The following is a 17973-nucleotide window of genomic DNA, read 5'->3' as shown; positions in this document are numbered from 1 at the left end:
TCGGCCGTCTCATGCGGATGCGGCCATGAACGCGCTGATGTGCGACGGATCTCCGACAACTGATGCGCGACACGCGTGCCATGGCACGAGGCAGCAGATCGCCCGCGCCAACCCGCGGACCTGCGAAAAGCGACTGCGAGCCGCTGATCTGCGCGATGCAACGGACGGCGCATGCCTCACCGAATTCGGTGTCGATGTCGTTCGGAGACCGATACACACGACGGATGCGCGAAGTAACCCTGCCCGGCGGCAACACCACCGGCGCCGTACTGATCGGTGACGTCGTCCACAAACGGGCCTCGCCGTGGACGCCGGCGGTGCACGCGGTGCTGCGGCACCTGGAGGACGCCGGCTTCGACGGTGCCCCGAGGGCGCTCGGTATCGACGACCAGGGCCGCGAGATGCTCACCTATCTGCGGGGAGAGACCATCGGTGACCGAGAGCCCTGGCCCGAATGGGCCTCGGCCGATTCAATGCTGGCCCACGTCGGCCGTTGGCTACGACGTCTCCATGACCTGACCGCCGACTTCACCCCGCCCGCGCACGAGCGCTGGTTCATTGGCGGCACGATGCGACCCGGCCTGGTCATCGGCCACCAGGACGCCGGTCCCTACAATGCGGTCGTGGACGGCGACCGCCTGGTCGGCTTCTACGACTGGGACACCGCCGGTCCGTCGCCACGGGAGTGGGATCTAGCGTTCTCCTCGATACCGTGGGTGCCGCTCGCGTCAACGAGAGACGGCACGCCGTTACGCAGCCACGATCTCGACGAACGGCGCCGCCGCCTTCATCTGTTTCTCGATGCCTATGGCTACGACGACGACCGATCTGCGTTCGCAGTTCTGGTCCCGCAGCGGGCCCGGCGACAGGCCGACGTCATCCGCCGAACAGCCGACGCCGGGGACCCGGCTTCCATCGCGCTCATACCCATCGCCGACCTTCTCGAACGGTCGGCCTCGGATGTCGAGGCACTCCCAGACGGGTTCTGGCGGCGTTGATCGACGTCCTCACCGCCCTCGGCAGGTCACCGCCGCAGACGTCCGAATGATTGCGCTCAGATCCAGGGCTTTCCCGTTGTGCTCGGAGAGCGGAGGAGCGGTGGGCCTTCACCGGGCTGGGCTGGCTGATGCCGGGGCGACGGGCTCGTCGGCAGCCTGCTCAATGCCGGACCGGCTTGCCTGAATGGCGGCGCACGCGTGCGGCGCCACAGCGGCGAATCCACCATTCGCGAGTATTCGGGTCAACCCGCTCGGGGCTTCCGTTTCGCCGTGGTCGCTCAGCGCTCAGGCGGCGGCGAGGCGAGGTCGTGCTGGCGTCGTAGCGTCTCCGCCCGCTCGGCGAACCGGGCGGCCCCTTGCGGGTCGGCGGGCTTCACGGCGGTGGCGAGGCGGTCTAGCGTACGGGCTTGCTCGGGCGGGCCGACCGTGTCGTCCAGGGCGGCGAGCAGCAGCGTCGCTGCGCGCGGGTGGTCACCGCGAGCCAGCGCTACGTCGCCAAGCCGTGCGGTGGCCAGCCCGATCGCGGCGCGATAGTCGACCGTACGGGCCTGGTCCAGCGCCTCGGTGGCGACCGTCTCGGCGGCGTCCAGGTCGCCGGTGCCGAGCAGCGCCTCGGCGAGCATGGCCTGGGCGAACGCGCGCGGTGCGGATGCACCGGCGTCCCGGAACCAGGCGGCCGCCGCGGTGAGGTGCTCCACTGCGGCGGTGTACCGGCCGAGGTCGTTCTCCACCCCGCCCAAGTTGAGCAGCGTTACCGCGGTCCCGCGCGCGTCGCCGATCTCATGCTTGATCGCCAGGCTCGCCGTGTAGTGCCCGATCGCCGCTTCGTAGGCCCCGCGGTCGTGGGCCAGGGTGCCGAGGTTGTTCAGCGCGATCGTCTCCCGGCGCCGGTCGCCGGCGGCGCGGGCCCATTCGAGGCTCGCGGTGTGGCTGCGTTCGGCGTCGGCGTACCGGCCGAGCGCCTTCTGCGCGTTGCCGACCACGGTGAGGGCGGTGCCCTGCTCGCTCGGGTTGCCGAGTTCGGCGAAGAGTTCGGCGCAGCGCTGTGCGGTGGTCAGCGCGGCGTCGTGGGCACCGGACTCGTTCGCGGCGACCGCAGCACCGTGCAGGGCCCACGCCTGCGCCTCGGCCCCCGGTGCGGCGGCGGCCAATGCGCCGAGCACCCGGTACGCCTGCGCAAACCTCCCTCGCTCGAGGTGATACGCGGTCAGCCCGCGCGCCAGTTCCGCGGTGAGCGCCTCCGGTTCGTGCTCGGTCACCCAGCTCAGCGCGACCCGTAGGTTGTCGTGGTCGCGGTCCGGCACCTCCGGCAGCAACTGGAGGAAATAGCGCGCGTGCGCCCGGCGGACCGCCGGCTCTGTCCCGGACGCGGTGAGCTGATCGGCCGCCACCTCGCGGATGGTGTCCAGCATCGTGACGCGGGCCTCGCCGGCGGCGTCCACCACCCCGACCAGGCTGGAGGCGGCGAGCACCGCGATCGAGGCGTCCTCGGCCCCTCCGCCGGTCACCGCCCGGACCGCGCTCGGCGCGGCGCCCCCGGCGAACACGGCGAGCACGCCGAGCACGTGCCGGTCGGCCGCGGTGAGGCGTTCGGTGCTCCACTCCACCGCGCGGCGCAGCGTGCGCTGCCGGTCCGGCAGATCCACCGGACCTGCGAGGTCGAGCCGGTCCAGCAGCAGCCCTGGCTCCCGGGTCCGGAGCTGGGCTGCGGCCAATTCGATGGCGAGCGGCAATCCGTCCAGGCGGCGACAGAGCGCGACCACATCGGCGGCGTTACGGTCGGTCAGCACGAAGCCGGGCCGGACCGCCGCGGTCCGCTCCACCAGCAGCCGGACGGCCGGGTTTGCCCCGGGGGCCGCGTCCCCCGGCTCGGGCACCGGCAGCGGAGCGAGCGGCCAGAGGTGCTCACCCCGCAGCGACAGCGGGGTACGGCTGGTGACGAGCGCGGTCAGACGTGGGCACCGGACCAACAGCGCGGCCAGGTCGGCAGCCGCACCCAGCACATGCTCGAAGCTGTCCAGTATCAGCAGCCACCGGGTGTCACCGAGCGTCGCGGCGACCGCGTCCACCGGGCTCCACCCGGCGTTACGGCTGCCGAGCGCCGCGGCGAGCGCGGGCAGCACGTCATCGGCCGCCGACAGCGGACTGAGGTCGACCGCGGCGACCCCGTCCACACCGGTTGCGAGCCGCCACCCGACGTCCTGCACCAGCCGGCTCTTGCCCACCCCGCCCGGTCCGGTCACGGTCACCAGCCGTACGCGCCGGTCGCGGGTCAGCCTGGCCACGGCGGTCGCATCGGCGTCCCGGCCCACCAGTGAGCTGACCGGGGCGGCCAACCCGGTGACAGTACGCCTGGGCGCCCGCCGGGTTACCGCGGGCGGCGAACTGCGGGCCAGCCGGAACAGTTCGGCCCGATCGGCGCCGGTCAGTTCCAAAGCGTCGGCGAGGGCGCGCGCGGTCTCGCGCTGCGGGCGGCGGGTCGTCCCGCGTTCCAGGTCACCGATCGTGCGTACGCCCACCATGCTGCGCTCGGCGAGCTGCTCCTGGGACAACCCACGGGCGGTACGGAGTTCCACGAGCCGTTCGGCGAGATCCACGAGGCTGCACGGTAGGGCCCACTCGCAACTTCCGCCAGGTTTTCTGCCAGTTCTGCCTGGCAACGCCGCCGCCGATATCCGTAGCGTCTTCCCCCGAATCGCCGGAGGTCGGCGGGAGGTGAGGCTTCCTTGAACCGCATGCGGGCCGCGATAGCCCTGTTCGTCCTCGCAATGCTGGCCGGGTGCTCGGGGGACGGCGGCACGACCGCACGCGTACCGTCGCGGGTCGGGCCGGCGGCGCGGACGGCGTGGGATGTCGTGACCGGCACGCCTGGCCCCGACGGGCGGCTACCGTTGCCGGCCGCGCTCAGCGCCTTCGTGATGGCAGTGGGGCCGGTGCCCGGCGCTCCGGCCGTGGCCGGACCATCCGGGCCGATAGACTCCGCGAGCCTCGCGGTTTCGTCGGTGCTGTCCCGCTGGAACGAGCTGTCCGCAGCGCAGCGCGCCGCCGTGCGCACCGCCTTGGGCGCACCGAAAGACCGCAACGCGCCGGCCGCCTACCGTCAGGCGCCGACCGCCGCCACGAACCCGAACCTGCCGTGTCTGACCGCCGACTCCACCGGGGCCGCCCCCTATCGGGCGCAGATCGCCGGCATTCTCGGTGACCTGACCGCGCGGCTCAGCCGTCCACTGCGGAACGCCGGCCGGCTCTTCCTCTCGATCAACACCAAGAACCTCGAAGGCCCGTCGCGGATGTACACGGTCCCGTGCCAGGACGGGAACGGCGACCGCGTCGACGGCTGCACGATCCACCTCAACCCGCGGGCGATCGGGGGCGCCTACACCGCGGCCGAGCTGCACAGCTTCCTGGTGCACGAGATCGTGCACTGCTACCTGTTCGATCGTTTCGGCCTGAGCTACAGCGCGATGCCCGCCTGGTACGTCGAGGGCGCGCCGACCTGGGCGATGTCCGATCTCGGACCGTCCAGCGGCCGCCTCGGCGGGATCTGGCAGCAGTACCTGGACACCCCCGCCAAGCCGCTGTCCGCCCGTACGTACGACGGGCTCGGGTTCTTCGTCCATCTCGCCGAGTCGGGCGCCCGGGTCTGGACCCTGATCGACCCGATCGGCGCGGCGCTGGTCGGGCACGCCACCCCGGCGGGCTGGGCAGCGGCCGCGCCCACGGCGGGGTTCGTCGACTCGTGGGGGAGCGGCTTCGCCCAGGGCCGCTACCCGGGCCGGGCCTGGACATCCACTGGGCCGAGCCTGCCGCCGTACCAGCCGGCTCTCCCGGACGGTCGGCTCGGCGACGGCCAGAGCCTGACGGTGACCGCCCCCGCGTACGCGGCTGCGGCCCGCCGGATCGACGTCGACGCCGAGATCGTCACGATCACGCCGAGTGCCGGGACGACCGGGCGGATCTCCATCGGCGGCGGCAAGGACGCGCCGTTGACCGGCGGCCCGTTCTGCACCCGCGGCAGTTGCGCCTGCCCGGGTGCGGCCCGGACGTTCCCACCGATGGCGTCCGGGCTCACGTTTCTCGGCGCATCCGCCGGCAACCGGGCCGCGAGCGTCGCGCTCCACGGCTCGACGCTGGCCGAGGCCTGTGCAAAGCCCCGGACGGCCTGTCTGGTCGGCAACTGGACGGCGACCGGGTACGACATCTCTGCGGGCGGCCTGACTGAGAGCGGCGGCGCGGGCGTGAAGCTGACGATCGCAGCGTCCGGCGCGGCCCGGGTCGTCTACGACGGGATGGCGCCGGTGCGGTTTCACGGGCGGGTGTCCGGCACCCTGATCTTCCGGGGTTCGACGACCGGGGCGCTTCGGCTCCCCCCGGCCGGCGCGACGACCGGCCGGTGGGAAGTCAGCAAGGTGGGCGGCATCGATGGGATCACCGCCGATGTCACGGTGACCGCCCCCGTCAAGACCACCATGCACAATCTCGCCGTCGGCCGGCTCGCCCGCAGTTTCGCCGGCATGTCCGCGCCGCAACTCACCGTCGGTAGCTGGCGCTGCACCGGCGACACTCTGATCAGTACGGCACCGGCCGGCAGCTGGTCTTTCACCCGCGAGCACTAGAGGAACCGTATGCAGGACTTCACCGACAACTACCAGGACCGGTCCACCCGGGACGGCTACCAGTTCGAGTTCTTCTGCGAGCGGTGCGGCAACGGGCACCAATCGTCGTTCAAGCACTCGGTCACCGGACTCGGCGGCAAGCTGCTGCGCCTCGGCGGTGACCTGGTCGGCGGAGAATGGGGAAACAAGGCCTCGCAGCTCGGCTGGGACTCGATGTGGATGAGCGACGGGGTTCGTGGCAGCGCCCGGGACAAGGCACTCGCCGCTGCCGTCGAGGAGATGCGGCCCAGCTTCAGCCAGTGCCACCGCTGCGGCGAGTGGGTCTGCGCCAGCATCTGCTGGAACTCCGACCGCGGCCTCTGCACGAAGTGCGCACCGAAGCTTGACCAGGAGGTGGCCGGGCTGCAGGCCGAGGCGCAGGTCCGGCAACTGCGCGAGAAGGTGTACGAGACGGACTGGACCGCGAACGTCGCCCATGACCACGAGGTGACCGCCCGCTGCCAGACCTGCGGAAACGACGCGGGCGGCGGCCGGTACTGCCGACACTGCGGAACGCCGCTGGCCGCGGCGGCCGAGGCGCAGCGGTTCTGCGTGCAATGCGGGTTCAAACTGCCGTCCGACGCGGCCTTCTGCGGCGGGTGCGGCGCGACTACCGGATAGCGTCGCCCGCTGCGGCCACCCCAAAGGGTCGACCGTACGGTGCACAGCGACGGCGGTGGTGGGGCGAGGCGCCGGGCCGATGTGCTGGCGAGGTGAGTGAGCGAGACGTCACCCGCGAGTCAGTCCGCCGCGCTGGCCGCCGTCGAGCAGGCTTTCCCGTGTCGTGGCCGGCATGCCACGGGAGCCGCTCGCCCGCGGGGATCCCGACCGGCACGTTGTCCGAGAGGAATGGATGTTGCCGCTCATACGAGTCGGGTCATGCCGTCCAGGGTGGTGAGACGGTCCAGCTGACGTCGGCCGCCCAGGACGCCGCATTGTCGAAGGGATTGGGCCCGCCGTTGCTGGCGATGAAGAGCGTGTTGTCGTAGTGGCGCAGGTATCGGGTCGGGTAGTTGTAGGACGCCAACGAGGTGCCTGTGCCGCTCCGGCCGGGTCGCGGGCAGAAGGTGGCGTCGGCGCGGAAGATCGCCGTGCCGTCCATCGGCTGCCGGTAGACCCGGAAGTTGTAGTGCCGCAGAAAATCACCGGGATAGTTACGGGACTCGAACGACACGCACGACGGGTCCGCGAGGCCGCGGCGGACGATCCAGCTTCCGTCGGCCTTGTCCAGTGCCGGGCTGGACGAGGTGATGATCGACGTCACTGCGTTGCCGGCCTGATGGCGGATGAAGCGGTCGGTGTAGCCGGGAGTCGTCGCGCGCAGCGAGAGGGTGGAGCCTGCGGTCAGCGTACCCGCGGGGACCGGGCTGGGTCCGCCGTATCCGGCGGCGACGACGGAGGCCTGCACCGCGGCCTCGGCGGCGTCGGTGGGCAGGCCGGAGGTCATGGCTCCTTCGAAGAAGGAGCCGATGGCGCCGTTGCTGTTGTCGCCGCCGATCCCGAGGATGATCGCTCCCTCCTTCTGCATCGGTGAGTAGCCCGGACGGGAGGTCGGCAGCGGCCCGGCGTACCGGGTGGCGAGCGCGCCGGACTGGGCGTTCCCGGCCTTCACGGCGAAGTAGTTCGTCCCGTTGTTCTTCAGTACGGCGGTCACGTACGGCGACCGGTCGCCGGTGTACGAGCCGTTGGTGCTGCCCCCGGCGTTCGACTGGAACAGGCCGTTCTCGAGGTCGGCCATGACCCAGGGGCCGCTGCCGTTGCACGGGGAGAACCAGCACAGCGTGCCGAAGTAGATGGCGTCCATGTGCCCGTTGCCGGTGTCGAGATTGTTGGTCTCGGCGTTGCCGTAGTCGAAACAACAGCGGTCGTTGTAGTGGGTGCCGGAGGTGACCATGTACATGCCCTCCGGCCGGGCACCGGTCGCGACGCCGTCGGTGGCGTTGTCCCGGTAGCCCATGACGCCGGAGAAAGAGATGCCGTACACCGGATGGCCGCCGACTGTGACCGGTAACGCGTCGGCCGGGGCGGGATTGTCCGCGCCGCCCGCCCCGCCGGCGGGGGCCACGGTCAGATCGTTGTGCCGGCTGGACTGGTCGTAGACGACGGTGATGACGCAGGTCGTGCCGCTGCAGAACGAGTCCTGCGCAGCGGCGTTCGCGTACCCGCCGGGAGCCAGCACCCCGATGGCTGACGTCGCGCCGTCTGAAACGCGCTGTACCTGGTAAAGCGGGCCGTTGTAGGAGCCGAAGAGGGCGCGGGCGGTGCTGTGTGCGGCGACGCACGGCGTGCCCGCCGTCGCGTAGATGTCGCACGGTCGGGTGCCCGCTGCCCGGGTGGCTTCGGGCGGCGTGGTCAGGGCTGAGGCGGCGAGCAGGGCCAGGGTGCCGAGAACCATCGTCTTCACTTGCGTAGTGTTAACGATCACATCTAGCGTAGTCAATATGAGTTCATCCATCAGAGCGCTTGTCCGCGCCGGAGTCGTCCTGCTCCTCGGCGCCGGTCTCGGCCTCGCCGGGGCCTCGTCGTCACAGGCCGGTGGCCGGCCGACCATCACCCGGGAGGCGTACGGCAGTGTCGGCGGCCGCGCCGTCGACCGCTACACCCTTACCAACGGCAGGATCAGGGTGCGGATCCTCACCTACGGCGGAATCCTGCAGACCGTCGAGGTGCCCGGGCGGCACGGCCGCGTCGACAACGTCACGCTGGGCTTCGCCGGCCTCGACGGGTACGTGACATCGGGAAATCCGGCCTACTTCGGCGCCCTGATCGGGCGCTACGGCAACCGCGTTGCGAACGGCCGATTCACGCTGGACGGCCGGACGTACCAGCTACCGATCAACGACCCGCCGAACTCGCTGCACGGCGGCGACGTCGGCTTCGACAAGCGGGTGTGGAGTGCAACCCCGGTCACCGGCCGGGACAGCGTCGGACTGCGGCTCAGCTACGTCAGCCCGGACGGTGAGGAGAACTATCCGGGCACGCTGCACGCCACGGTGACGTACACGGTCGCCCGCGATCGCGGCATCCGCATCGACTACCGGGCGACCACCGACCAGGCGACCATCGTCAATCTCACCAACCACGCCTACTGGAACCTCGGCGGTGAGGGCACGGGCACGATCGACGACCACGAGCTGCAGCTCAGGGCCTCCCGTTACACGCCGGTCGACGCCACGCTGATCCCCACCGGCGCCATCGACCCGGTGGCCGGCACGCCGATGGACTTCACCAGGCCGACGGCGATCGGCGCCCGCAACAGGAGCGACTTCCCGCAGATCGTGTACGGCCACGGCTACGACCACAACTGGGTGCTGGACCGGCGTGACACCACGTACACGAGCCTCGAACTCGCCGCCCGCCTGTCCGACAAGGCCAGCGGCCGCACGCTGAGCATCTACACCACTGAGCCTGGCATCCAGTTCTACGGCGGCAACTTCCTCGACGGCACCCTGTACGGCACGAGCGGCCGCTCCTACCGCCAGGGCGACGGCCTTGCCCTCGAGACACAGCATTTCCCGGACTCGCCGAACCACGCGAACTTCCCGTCGACCGTGCTCCGTCCCGGGCAGGTCTTCCGCTCGACCACCGTCTACCGGTTCGGCACCACCCGCTGACGATCGCACCGGCCACGCCCTCCGGGAGCGTGGCCGGGCCAGTTCCCCTCGCGCAAGATCCCGACGTCGACCATGTGACCGGACCTGAGATCGTGCAGTCGAGCGGCCTCAGGGACGGGCACTGGATGTGCTGGCGTCCCGGAGACGGTCCCTTCGAGCACCTCGTCTGGCGTGCTCTCCTGCCGCCGACCGTGCGCGCCGGCTGCCCGGGAGCGCGTCACACACCGCCGCTCGGCTCTACGCCGTCGACCGCGGGCCCGCGAGACCCGGCCCAGATCACCGTCGCCCGGGCGGCACCACACGAGATGCCATGGCTTCAGCTGCATACCGGCACCCGCGGCCTGTTCCCGCCCCAGGCGGCCACGCCCGGAGCGGTGGTGTTGTCGGAGCCGACGCCTGTCGGCGGCGGACCGGGTGACGGCGGCGCAGGCGCGACCGGGCATCGTGCTGCTGGGTTGAACGTACGCCGCTCCGCCCATTCGTCGGGTGCCTCATGGGTCGGCGACGACGGGTGGTCACGGGCGCAGGGCGTACCCGGAGAACCAGGTGGGGAACACCCGGCGCAGGGGCGCCGGGCCGGTCAGCCGGACGGACTCGGCACGCAGGAGCTGACCCCACTGCCGCTCCCCGAGCCAGAAGCGGGTCAGCGCCTCCAGGTCCGCCTCCACCTGCAGGGCCACCGGATGGCCGCCGCTGTCCGTGCACAGCGTGACGTCCGGTCGCCGGGCGTGCAGGTAATACGGCTTGTCGGCGCGGCCCCGGAACGTCAGCTGCACCACCGTGAGCGAGGCGGGCAGCCGTTCCGGGTGCAGCCGGCGCCGCATGTCCCAGACCAGCGTCTCGGGATCCAGGTGGTCCGGGCCCAGGCCGCGCCGGTCCCACGCGTACGCCCAACCGCCCAGCTCCCGCAGTACCGGCGCCAAGGCCTCGCCGGCCGGGGTGAGCGCGTACGTCGGACCGGCGGCGCCCGCCGCACGCAGCACGAGCCCGGCGCGTTCCAGCTCGCGCAGCCGCTGGGTGAGCACCGTACGGGAGATGCGTGGCAAACCACGCTGGAGTTCGGAGAACCGCCCGGCGCCGAGCAGCAACTCGCGTACCACGAGCAGCGTCCACCGCTCGCCGAGAACCTCCAGTGCGCGGGCGACCGCACAGAACTGCCCGTATCCGGCTGCCACGCCACCGATGCTAGTACGAAATCCGTACCACTCCGGTCGCGCAGAGCGGGCTAGCGTCCGCGGCATGACGACGACATCGACCGCCCGCACGGGCGAGGAGTTCCTGCGGGCCATCATCGCCGGCGAGGTGCCGCCACCACCGGTCACCGCCACCTTGCGCTTCGAGCTCGTCGAGGTGGGACCCGGAACGGCGGTCTTCGAGGGCGACGCCGGAGAGTTCGTGCACAACCCGATGGGCACCGTGCACGGCGGCTACCTGACGACGCTGCTCGACTCGGCGATGGGCAGCGCGGTCCTCAGCCGGCTGCCCGCCGGGCGCGGCTACACGACCGTGCACCTCACCGTCCACCTGGTCCGGGGGCTCACGGCCGGTCGGCTTCGGGCGCAGGCGCACGCCGTGCACGTGGGACGGACGACCGCGACGGCGGAGGCGCGTCTGACCGGCGTCGCGGACGGCAAGTTGTACGCGCACGCCACCACGACCTGCGCGATCCTGCCGGCCTGACCGGTACGCGGGGCAGACGGGCGCCCCGGGATTCGTCGGAGCACCCGCCTTCCCGTCGGTCCGTGCGGTCAACCGTCAGTCATAACGCGCCGAGACCCTCATGCGGTGGCGGTATGCCGATTCCCGACGGCAACGCGGACCACGTTGATCAGGAGTGCGAGTGGCGAAGACCGGTTTTGCGCGCAGGAGAGCCCCGGAACACCTGATGGTCGCCGCGATCGAGGCGATGCGCGCCGCGGAGCGAGAGCGTTATCGGGAGTTAACTCCCACGTTTTGCCTCACTGGCAGATTGGAGCTCTATTGAGATTCATCAATGCTTGCTAGGGGGAAGTATGGATGCACGGAGGTTGACAAGACGGCGGATCTCTGCCCTGATCGGTGCGGTACTAGCGGTGCTCACCTGGCCCTCGGCCGCCCAAGCCGCCAGCAGGCCGGGGGACAGGACCGACCGCCGGGTTCTGCCGTACTACTTCCTGGTGGCTTCGGCGAACAGCGGGAAATGCTTGGCGGTGGCGAATGCAAGCACCGACGACGGCGCCCCCGTGGTCCAGCAGACGTGCAGCGAGACGGCGTACGACCAGCAGTGGTCGTTCTACCTGGTCGACGACGTCCACTACGTCATGGTGGTGCGGCACAGCGGAAAATGCCTGGCAATCGCCGATGCCAGCAGCGAGAACGCAGCTCAGGCGGTGCAGCAGCGTTGCGATGGCACCGCCAGCCAGCAGTGGTCCTTTCCCTACGTCGGCGGCAACAATTACCTGGCCGTGGCACGGCACAGCGGGAAGTGCCTGACCGTGGCCGGAGGTAGCACGGCGGACGGCGCGAGCGTCATCCAGTGGACGTGCCGGAACCGCACCTACCAACAGTGGCGGCTCGGCTCGTAGCGTTCACCGTGCAGTCCCGGTGCAGGTCAGCTGTGGGGCCTGAGGCAGAGCAGCTGCGCCTTGCGGCCCGCACGTGCGGCTTGGCGGGGTAGGTGCACCACCTGCGGCGAGGTCGATGTGCTGTCCGTTGTCGCTGGCCCCGGGACGCTGTGCGGGTCGATTCCGCGCCCCGCCCAGCTCGCCCCAGTAGCCGAACACCCGCGCGGCAGGCGATGTGACGGTTGGCGACGTGCCGGTAGCGAGGCGATCGGCATCGTCTGGCCCATCAGCCTCACCCCGCATTTGTAGTCCTTCAGATAGGCGGTGACCCGATAGGGAGCCCCCGAGGACCGCCCGCGACTGGCGTCGCCGGATAGACCGTGGCGGTCCCGCCTGCGCCGATCCGAGACAGCAGCCGGTAGCCGCCGACGATCGGCTCGTCACTGCGCCGAGACCACGGTTCGTGACGCTGTGGCAACGGCACCGGTGGAGAGTCGCGGGCGTGGCGTCGGTGGGCGCTGATGGGCATGAAGGAGCCCCGGTGTTTCCGACCGGCGCCTGGCGCTGACGGGCGAGGCCGCGACGGCTGTGGAATAGCGGATGTAGGTTGCACCGGTGGCGTGGAGGGGCACGCTCATGACTTTCCATCACTGTGGTCCCTGGTCTCGCGCCTGACGGGTCTGACGAACCGCGAATCAGGACATCAGGTCTGGAAGGCACTCGGGCCCGGCTCCGCGGCCGGTGGTGGCTCGGGCTTTGGTTGGCCGCCGAGAACCGAGGCGAGTGTCCGGCCCGCCTGGTCAACCCGTACGCGTAGCAGCGTCCAGTCCTGGCCGGTACTGAGCGCCTCGCTCTCGATGTCGACGGCGGTGATCAGCTCCTGCAGCAGAGCGGTCACCCGCAGCGACCAGTTTCGTCGGGCATCCCCTGAGGCCCGCTCGGCCAGCGCGCTCCACCGGTTCTGTATGTCGATGAGGTCGGCTCGCACCGGCGGCCAGAGCAGGGCCCGTTGGCCCGTGGTGGTCGTGCGTAATGCCGGAGGCAGTCGGGTGGCGGTGATCTCGCGGGTCTCCGACTGCAGTGCGCGGGCCTCGGTGTCCCACCCCGATCTGCGCTGCGAACGGGCGACCAGCACCCAGGCGACCATCAGCGCTGCGATGAGGACGAACAACAAGAAACAGCCGAACAGACCCGGCCACCCGGCGGTGCCGGTGGCGGCAACAGCGGACGCGGAAGCGGTGGGTGTCGGCGTCTGCTCGACCGGTGTGGTGGTACCGGTCGATGCGGTGGCTTTTGTGGTACGGGCCGGCACGGTGGTCTGCGTGGTGCGGGCCGGCGCGGGTTCCGTGACGGTCGGTGGAGCGGTCGTGGTTCGCGCCGAGGCGGTGGATTCGGTGGTGCGCGTCTGCTTCGGTGTCGTGACGGTGCTCGCTCGGGTGGTCTCCGCCGCCTCGGTGGTCCGTTCGGTCGTAGCAGTGCGCGGTTCGCCAGAGGCGGAACGTTCCGCATCCCGCTGCGTGGTGTGCGTCGACGGCCGGCCTGACGGTGCCTCGCTGCCCCCGGCGCCGCAAGCGGTCAGCCCGACGATGATGCCGAATAGCAGCCAGACCAGGACAATGACGCGCGGTCGACGACGCTCGCGCCAAGATCGCATGGATGACTCCTTCCGCGGCGGTGGTCGTGACGCCAGTGCCGGCGTCGACGCACCGGATCATTCGAAATTGATGGGGTCGGTGGTCGCGCGGCGGTCGGGCCAGGCACCGATCACCCGGGCTATTTCGCCGGGGCGGCTGACGTTCATGGCGTGCGCCGCGCCCTCGGGCTCCAGGCAGGGAAACGCACGAGCTCGCCGAACAGATGCAGCGCGTTGACGATTTTGAAGCACACTGGTCCGCGCATCGAAATGCTGACCAGGACCACCCGCTCGACAACGAGCGCAGCCGGCAGGTCGAGAAGCGCCCGGGCCAGCGACGGGATACTCAGCGCATGCCCCCGGGAAGGGCTTCATCCGTACCCGGCGGAGGGCGGGGACCGATGTCGTCGCGCGATGCGCCAACCATGCACGTGCACGATCGGGTTCGCGCCGGGCACCTCCGGAGCTTTTGCGAAAGAAGCTCGGCCGTCCACGGACCTCGACCCGCAGATCCTGCAAGCACGGTTCGACCATGGCGTCAGCGTCACAGGCTGCTGACGAGGAAGCCCCATCCACGGGGGATGAGCGCGTGACGCCGCCCGGCTCGATGCCACCCGTGCGGGATGAGAACCGCACCGACCGCCGGATTGTTCACTGGACATCGCGGATGTGACCGCCGTAGCGCCGGGCCCGGAACGGAAGGTGATCCTCGTGTTGTGCTCCTTCTTCCTGCTGGCGTGCCTGACCGCGGTAGTTGTCCTCGCGGTGCGGCCGAAGCTTCGTCGGGCGGTCCTCGACGTGGCTGGTGGGTCGGCAGTCCAGGGTGCGCCGCGTGATGCCGTACCGGAGGAGGACCCGCAGACCCTGGAGGGCGTCGTGAGCCGTCAGCTCGTGAAGGGGGAGATCACCGGAGCGCAATACCGGCATGCCATGGCCAGCATCGCCAGCCGCGACGCCACGCGTCACCCCCTCGAGGTGCCCGATGTGCCCCCACGGACCGATCCGCCGGGAACCGCCTGAGTGGCGCCGGCGCGCCGTGGAGCCGACCGCGGGTCGCTCCGCCGTTGGAAGGCAGCGGGTTCGCCATCTGTCGATGGCGCGTGGTTGCCGGCCAGCACGTTAAGGCCGATGCAGGAGTGGGCCTCGTGCGGGTTCATTGCATACCGATCATCGTCCAGCGGTGATCTCTCAAGTTGTTCCGCAGGTAGCGCGAGTAGTCGCTCTGCGCGGTGCGTTCTTGGCGTTCGGATCGCTGTCACGGTGACGCTGTTCGACGCCTCCGAAGCCGAGAGTGGCGGTGCTCGAGAACCTGAACGGCGAGCATGTCACCCAGCCCGGTGGCGGCCGGCCGCACGCCAGGTGCGCCCAGGCAGGCGGTTCGGCGGGCAGAATCGGGCGTATGGGCAGAGTTCGGGTTCCGCCGTGGTGGTCAGTGCGCGTCGACCTGCTCAGTGGTGGCGCGGCTGGGCAGCTGTGGCCGCGGCCGGGCCGGCTGTTCGCGGTGTCCCCGCGACACACCTTCCATACCTTCGCCGAAGCGATCGATGACGCGTTCGCCCGCTGGGACCGCAGCCACCTGCACGAGTTTCACCTGCCCGACGGCCGCACCGTCACCGAATGGCGCTACCTCGACGACGTCGAACCGGGCGGCGAACTGGACGCCGACACCGAGACCCTGGAACGGCTCCTCCAGCCGGGTGACGAGCTCGGATACGTCTTCGACCTGGGCGAAGACTGGCGCCACCAGTGCGTAATCGGTCCAGATCTGATCGATGCGGCCGACGAGATCGGCACCGTGCCGCCCCGTCCGCTGCCCATCTGGGGTTGGGGCGCCATCCCGGACCCGTACGGACGGCTGTTCGACCACGACGACGGTCACACGCCGATTCCAACCCCACCGCGCCAGCCCTGGCCGTGCGTGGGCGCACCCCCGCCGAGCGTGGTCACTGAATCCGTGCCCAGGCAGTACACCCGCACCCGTAACGTCGCCCAAGAAAGCCGATGAACGCGCGCAGCTGGCCTACGAACGGGCGACCGATCTCCGCGAACGCGATTTGTGCCGTGAACAAGGCCCGCAGGCGGCCGAGGTCGATGAAGTCCGCCTGAGATAGGTCGTGCTCCACGGTGCGCCGGTCGCCTCGGCCAGCACTGCGAGCAGCTGAGGGCAGAACCCGTGCTCTCCGCCGGCAAGGCAGCGGCTGATACGCGCCAGAGTGCCCGCGGGGTGCGGGACATGCTCCTGTTCCGTGGCCTTCACGTCATCTCCCGTGGTGCGTCATCGACGCGGAGGCATGCGTCGAGTACCGTGCCAGGGTCGTGGTGAAGCTACGTCCCCGCTTGCTGCACCGGTAGGGCGGATCGGCCCGATAGGCACGATCTGCCTGCAATTGCCGGCGGGTCTCACGCACGCCACGGCGCAACCGTGCCACGGATCAATTCGTCAGAAGCTGACCGCTTGGGGATGCTGCGGTAGGTGCATCGATTTCTTCGTAGTCACCCTTCACCTCGTTCCGCTTCCTTAGAAGTGGAACGGTCTCGGCGGATCACCTCGACGGGCCCGTCTGACGGTACGGGGTCCGCGACCGGGCCGGTTGCTTCCTGGGTCACGCCGACGGGTGGCGTTCGAGTCGGTAGCTGAGCAGGAGCCGACTGCCGGTGGTGTCGGTGGTGATTCCCAGGCTCGTGCAGGTCTGTTCGATGAGCCACAGGCCATGACGGTCTGGGCGCCGGCTTCGCGGGTCGGGGCGGCAGTCAGGCGTGACGGTGTGGCCGATGCCCGGGACCGTGGTCGCTGATCTCGCACCAGAGGCGGCCGTCGCGGCGCCACATCAGCAGCTGACCATGGCCGCCGCCGTGCCATACGGCGTTGATCAAATCCTCGTGGACCGCCAGCGTCCATCGGTGCGTGCCATGGGCGGACAGGCCGTGGTGGGTGCTGAGGGCGGCGACTTGTCGCCGCACCATCGCCAGCGTGGCCCGGTCGAACCATCGGGCCGGGGGCAGCCCGGTCGTGTCGGAGACCAGGGCGGCCGGTCCGCTGACCGATTTACCGGCGGCGACGTCGAGGACGGTGTCGCCCTGGCGCCCGGCGGCGAATGCTTCGGTGAAGTCCAGGTGGAGGCGTTCCAGGGTGAGTAGTTCGGTGACCGCGGCCGCAAACGCCAGCGCCGAGTTCTCCGCCACCGATCCGTCCAACCTGCCCGGGGCCTGGTGGTGCAGGTCGACGGCGCCGTCGTGGCGGACCGCGCCGGCGTGTAGCGGCAAGCCGCACACCGCCTTGATCCCGGCGCGCAGCGCAGCCGGTGTGAATCGGGGCCATCGCCGCGTCCATAAAGCTCCGGTCAGGTCGGCGGCCAGCACCGGAGCCCGGGTCGCGGCGGCGTCGCGGCACGCTCCTTCATCAAGGGTGTACTGCGCCGCCTCCAGCATGGAGCCGGTCAGGTCACTGCTGAACCGCGTGTGCGGCGTGGTCCCAACCGGCGGGCCACCGGCGAAACGGCCGGCGGACAGGCCGAGCCCGGCGATGTCCGGCAGCAACGCCGTACCGGCCCGGCACAGGACGGCCGGGTCCGGGCCATAGATACGGACCATGCTCCACACCCGGTCCTGGCCTGACGCCCCTCGCCCGCCGCTTTCATCGGGTTCAGACGACTGCGCAGAAAACTGTTCATCGGTCATGGCAGAGGAACCTCTGTTCCCGCCTCGTACCGCCGTGACGAATTCAGATCCGGAAACACATCCGCCGGCATCTCACCGAGGCAGGGGGTACCACGAGCTGCCGCCCTACGGTGAAAGGCCCTTAGCGCCGAGTCCGCAGTGGTATCGCGAGGCGGAATGTGCTCAGGTGGAGCCCGATCCGACGTCCGAAATGGACCAGCGCAAGGCGGGATCGTTCCTCTCGCATACGGTGGGGCATTTCACTCGACCAGCGCCGAGGCGGGTTGTGCCTCGCCGAGGGATAGTGACCAGGGGAGAAGTGGGGCATAATGTCCACGACAGCTATACAGCAGTGACTCGCCGGATGGTCGAGGGAACCGACCCGTCACCTGAGTGGGCGGGAGCACGACCATGGCTAGCACGGATATCGGACGCTATACACCATGGCCGCTCTCGGTGACCTGTACCGACCGGGGCGACGGGACGCTGTTGATCCGGGTAATCGGTGAACTGGACGCCTGCGTCGTGAGTCAGTTCCGCGCCGAAGTGGCGGGGCTGGTGAAAGCCCCCGTCCGGGTGGTCGAACTGGATCTCGACGGGGTGAGGTTCTGCGACGCCGCGGGCGTCCGGGAGTTGCTGACGTTACGGCATCGGGCTGCTCAGCAGCAGATCATGGTGGCGCTGGTGGCGGCTCACCCAGCGGTGCAGTACGTGTTGGGCCTCGTCGGTCAGCGGGCCTGGCTCCCCGGTCCCGGCCAGCGGTAGTCGGCAAGGGCAATGCCGGCGCGGGTTGATGCTTCGTACCAGCCCTCCGTCGCGCTAGACGCCGCCCCGAGCCCGCTTGCGCGACCGCGAACCATCCCCAAGCCCCTG

The 17973-nt window shown here is 70.3% G+C and carries 15 protein-coding genes; 10 read left to right on the top strand and 5 right to left on the bottom strand.

Annotation, left to right across the window (positions count from 1 at the left end; genetic code table 11):
* The first annotated feature begins 224 nt into the window (after window positions 1–224).
* On the top strand, window positions 225–998 hold the full coding sequence (locus ACIBO8_RS32050) for a phosphotransferase (RefSeq protein ID WP_396119138.1): 774 nt from the start codon (window positions 225–227) through the stop codon (window positions 996–998).
* A gap of 278 nt (window positions 999–1276) precedes the next feature.
* Here ACIBO8_RS32050 and ACIBO8_RS32045 read toward each other — a convergent pair whose 3' ends face one another.
* Window positions 1277–3595 carry an ATP-binding protein gene (locus tag ACIBO8_RS32045; RefSeq protein ID WP_396119137.1) on the bottom strand — a complete coding sequence of 773 codons (2319 nt, stop codon included), beginning with the start codon at window positions 3593–3595 and terminating at the stop codon, window positions 1277–1279.
* Window positions 3596–3724: 129 nt separating this feature from the next.
* Between ACIBO8_RS32045 and ACIBO8_RS32040 the strand changes: the two genes are divergently transcribed.
* Both ACIBO8_RS32040 and ACIBO8_RS32035 read left to right on the top strand, forming a co-directional pair.
* Window positions 3725–5614 carry a hypothetical protein gene (locus ACIBO8_RS32040; protein ID WP_396119136.1) on the top strand — a complete coding sequence of 630 codons (1890 nt, stop codon included), beginning with the start codon at window positions 3725–3727 and terminating at the stop codon, window positions 5612–5614.
* A gap of 9 nt (window positions 5615–5623) precedes the next feature.
* On the top strand, window positions 5624–6274 hold the full coding sequence (locus ACIBO8_RS32035; RefSeq protein ID WP_396119135.1) for a zinc ribbon domain-containing protein: 651 nt from the start codon (window positions 5624–5626) through the stop codon (window positions 6272–6274).
* A gap of 256 nt (window positions 6275–6530) precedes the next feature.
* On the opposite strand, the gene ACIBO8_RS32030 is transcribed toward ACIBO8_RS32035, so the two are convergent.
* A complete protein-coding gene (locus ACIBO8_RS32030) occupies window positions 6531–8048 on the bottom strand; it encodes an alpha-L-arabinofuranosidase B (protein ID WP_396119190.1) in 1518 nt (505 codons plus the stop codon).
* Between the two features lie 46 nt (window positions 8049–8094).
* On the opposite strand from ACIBO8_RS32030, the gene ACIBO8_RS32025 reads away from it, so the two are divergent.
* The gene (locus ACIBO8_RS32025) at window positions 8095–9267 is read left to right on the top strand and encodes an aldose epimerase family protein (RefSeq protein WP_396119134.1); all 1173 of its coding nucleotides are present in this window, start codon (window positions 8095–8097) and stop codon (window positions 9265–9267) included.
* Between the two features lie 515 nt (window positions 9268–9782).
* Here the strand turns inward: ACIBO8_RS32025 and ACIBO8_RS32020 are convergent.
* Window positions 9783–10442 (bottom strand): winged helix-turn-helix transcriptional regulator, encoded by a 660-nt coding sequence (locus ACIBO8_RS32020; RefSeq protein ID WP_396119132.1) that lies wholly within the window; start codon window positions 10440–10442, stop codon window positions 9783–9785.
* Between the two features lie 64 nt (window positions 10443–10506).
* Here ACIBO8_RS32020 and ACIBO8_RS32015 point away from each other — a divergent pair, with 64 nt between their 5' ends.
* Entirely contained in the window at window positions 10507–10947 is a 441-nt protein-coding gene (locus ACIBO8_RS32015) for a PaaI family thioesterase (RefSeq protein WP_396119131.1), read from the top strand.
* Between the two features lie 332 nt (window positions 10948–11279).
* Complete coding sequence (locus tag ACIBO8_RS32010; protein ID WP_396119129.1) at window positions 11280–11831, top strand: RICIN domain-containing protein; 552 nt, start codon at window positions 11280–11282, stop codon at window positions 11829–11831.
* A gap of 682 nt (window positions 11832–12513) precedes the next feature.
* Here the strand turns inward: ACIBO8_RS32010 and ACIBO8_RS32005 are convergent.
* Window positions 12514–12981: a hypothetical protein gene (locus tag ACIBO8_RS32005; protein ID WP_396119128.1), complete on the bottom strand. Its 468-nt coding sequence runs from the start codon at window positions 12979–12981 to the stop codon at window positions 12514–12516.
* On the opposite strand from ACIBO8_RS32005, the gene ACIBO8_RS32000 reads away from it, so the two are divergent.
* The 3 genes from ACIBO8_RS32000 to ACIBO8_RS31990 all read left to right on the top strand — a co-directional run bounded on the left by ACIBO8_RS32000 (window position 12968) and on the right by ACIBO8_RS31990 (window position 15448).
* Window positions 12968–13681 (top strand): hypothetical protein, encoded by a 714-nt coding sequence (locus ACIBO8_RS32000; protein ID WP_396119127.1) that lies wholly within the window; start codon window positions 12968–12970, stop codon window positions 13679–13681. The genes ACIBO8_RS32005 and ACIBO8_RS32000 overlap by 14 nt on opposite strands.
* 473 nt (window positions 13682–14154) lie before the next feature.
* Window positions 14155–14463, top strand: a complete 309-nt coding sequence (locus ACIBO8_RS31995) for a hypothetical protein (RefSeq protein WP_396119126.1) — start codon at window positions 14155–14157, stop codon at window positions 14461–14463.
* A gap of 412 nt (window positions 14464–14875) precedes the next feature.
* On the top strand, window positions 14876–15448 hold the full coding sequence (locus ACIBO8_RS31990; RefSeq protein ID WP_396119125.1) for a hypothetical protein: 573 nt from the start codon (window positions 14876–14878) through the stop codon (window positions 15446–15448).
* A 746-nt stretch (window positions 15449–16194) separates the two neighbouring features.
* Here the strand turns inward: ACIBO8_RS31990 and ACIBO8_RS31985 are convergent.
* Window positions 16195–17034, bottom strand: a complete 840-nt coding sequence (locus tag ACIBO8_RS31985; protein ID WP_396119124.1) for an ATP-binding protein — start codon at window positions 17032–17034, stop codon at window positions 16195–16197.
* Between the two features lie 477 nt (window positions 17035–17511).
* On the opposite strand from ACIBO8_RS31985, the gene ACIBO8_RS31980 reads away from it, so the two are divergent.
* Entirely contained in the window at window positions 17512–17865 is a 354-nt protein-coding gene (locus ACIBO8_RS31980; RefSeq protein WP_396119123.1) for an STAS domain-containing protein, read from the top strand.
* Window positions 17866–17973: the final 108 nt, after the last annotated feature.

The organism is Actinoplanes sp. NPDC049681 (assembly GCF_044465265.1).
GTDB lineage: Bacteria > Actinomycetota > Actinomycetes > Mycobacteriales > Micromonosporaceae > Actinoplanes.
Note: the sequence above shows the minus strand (reverse complement) of the source record. Positions and strands in the feature narration are given on the sequence as shown.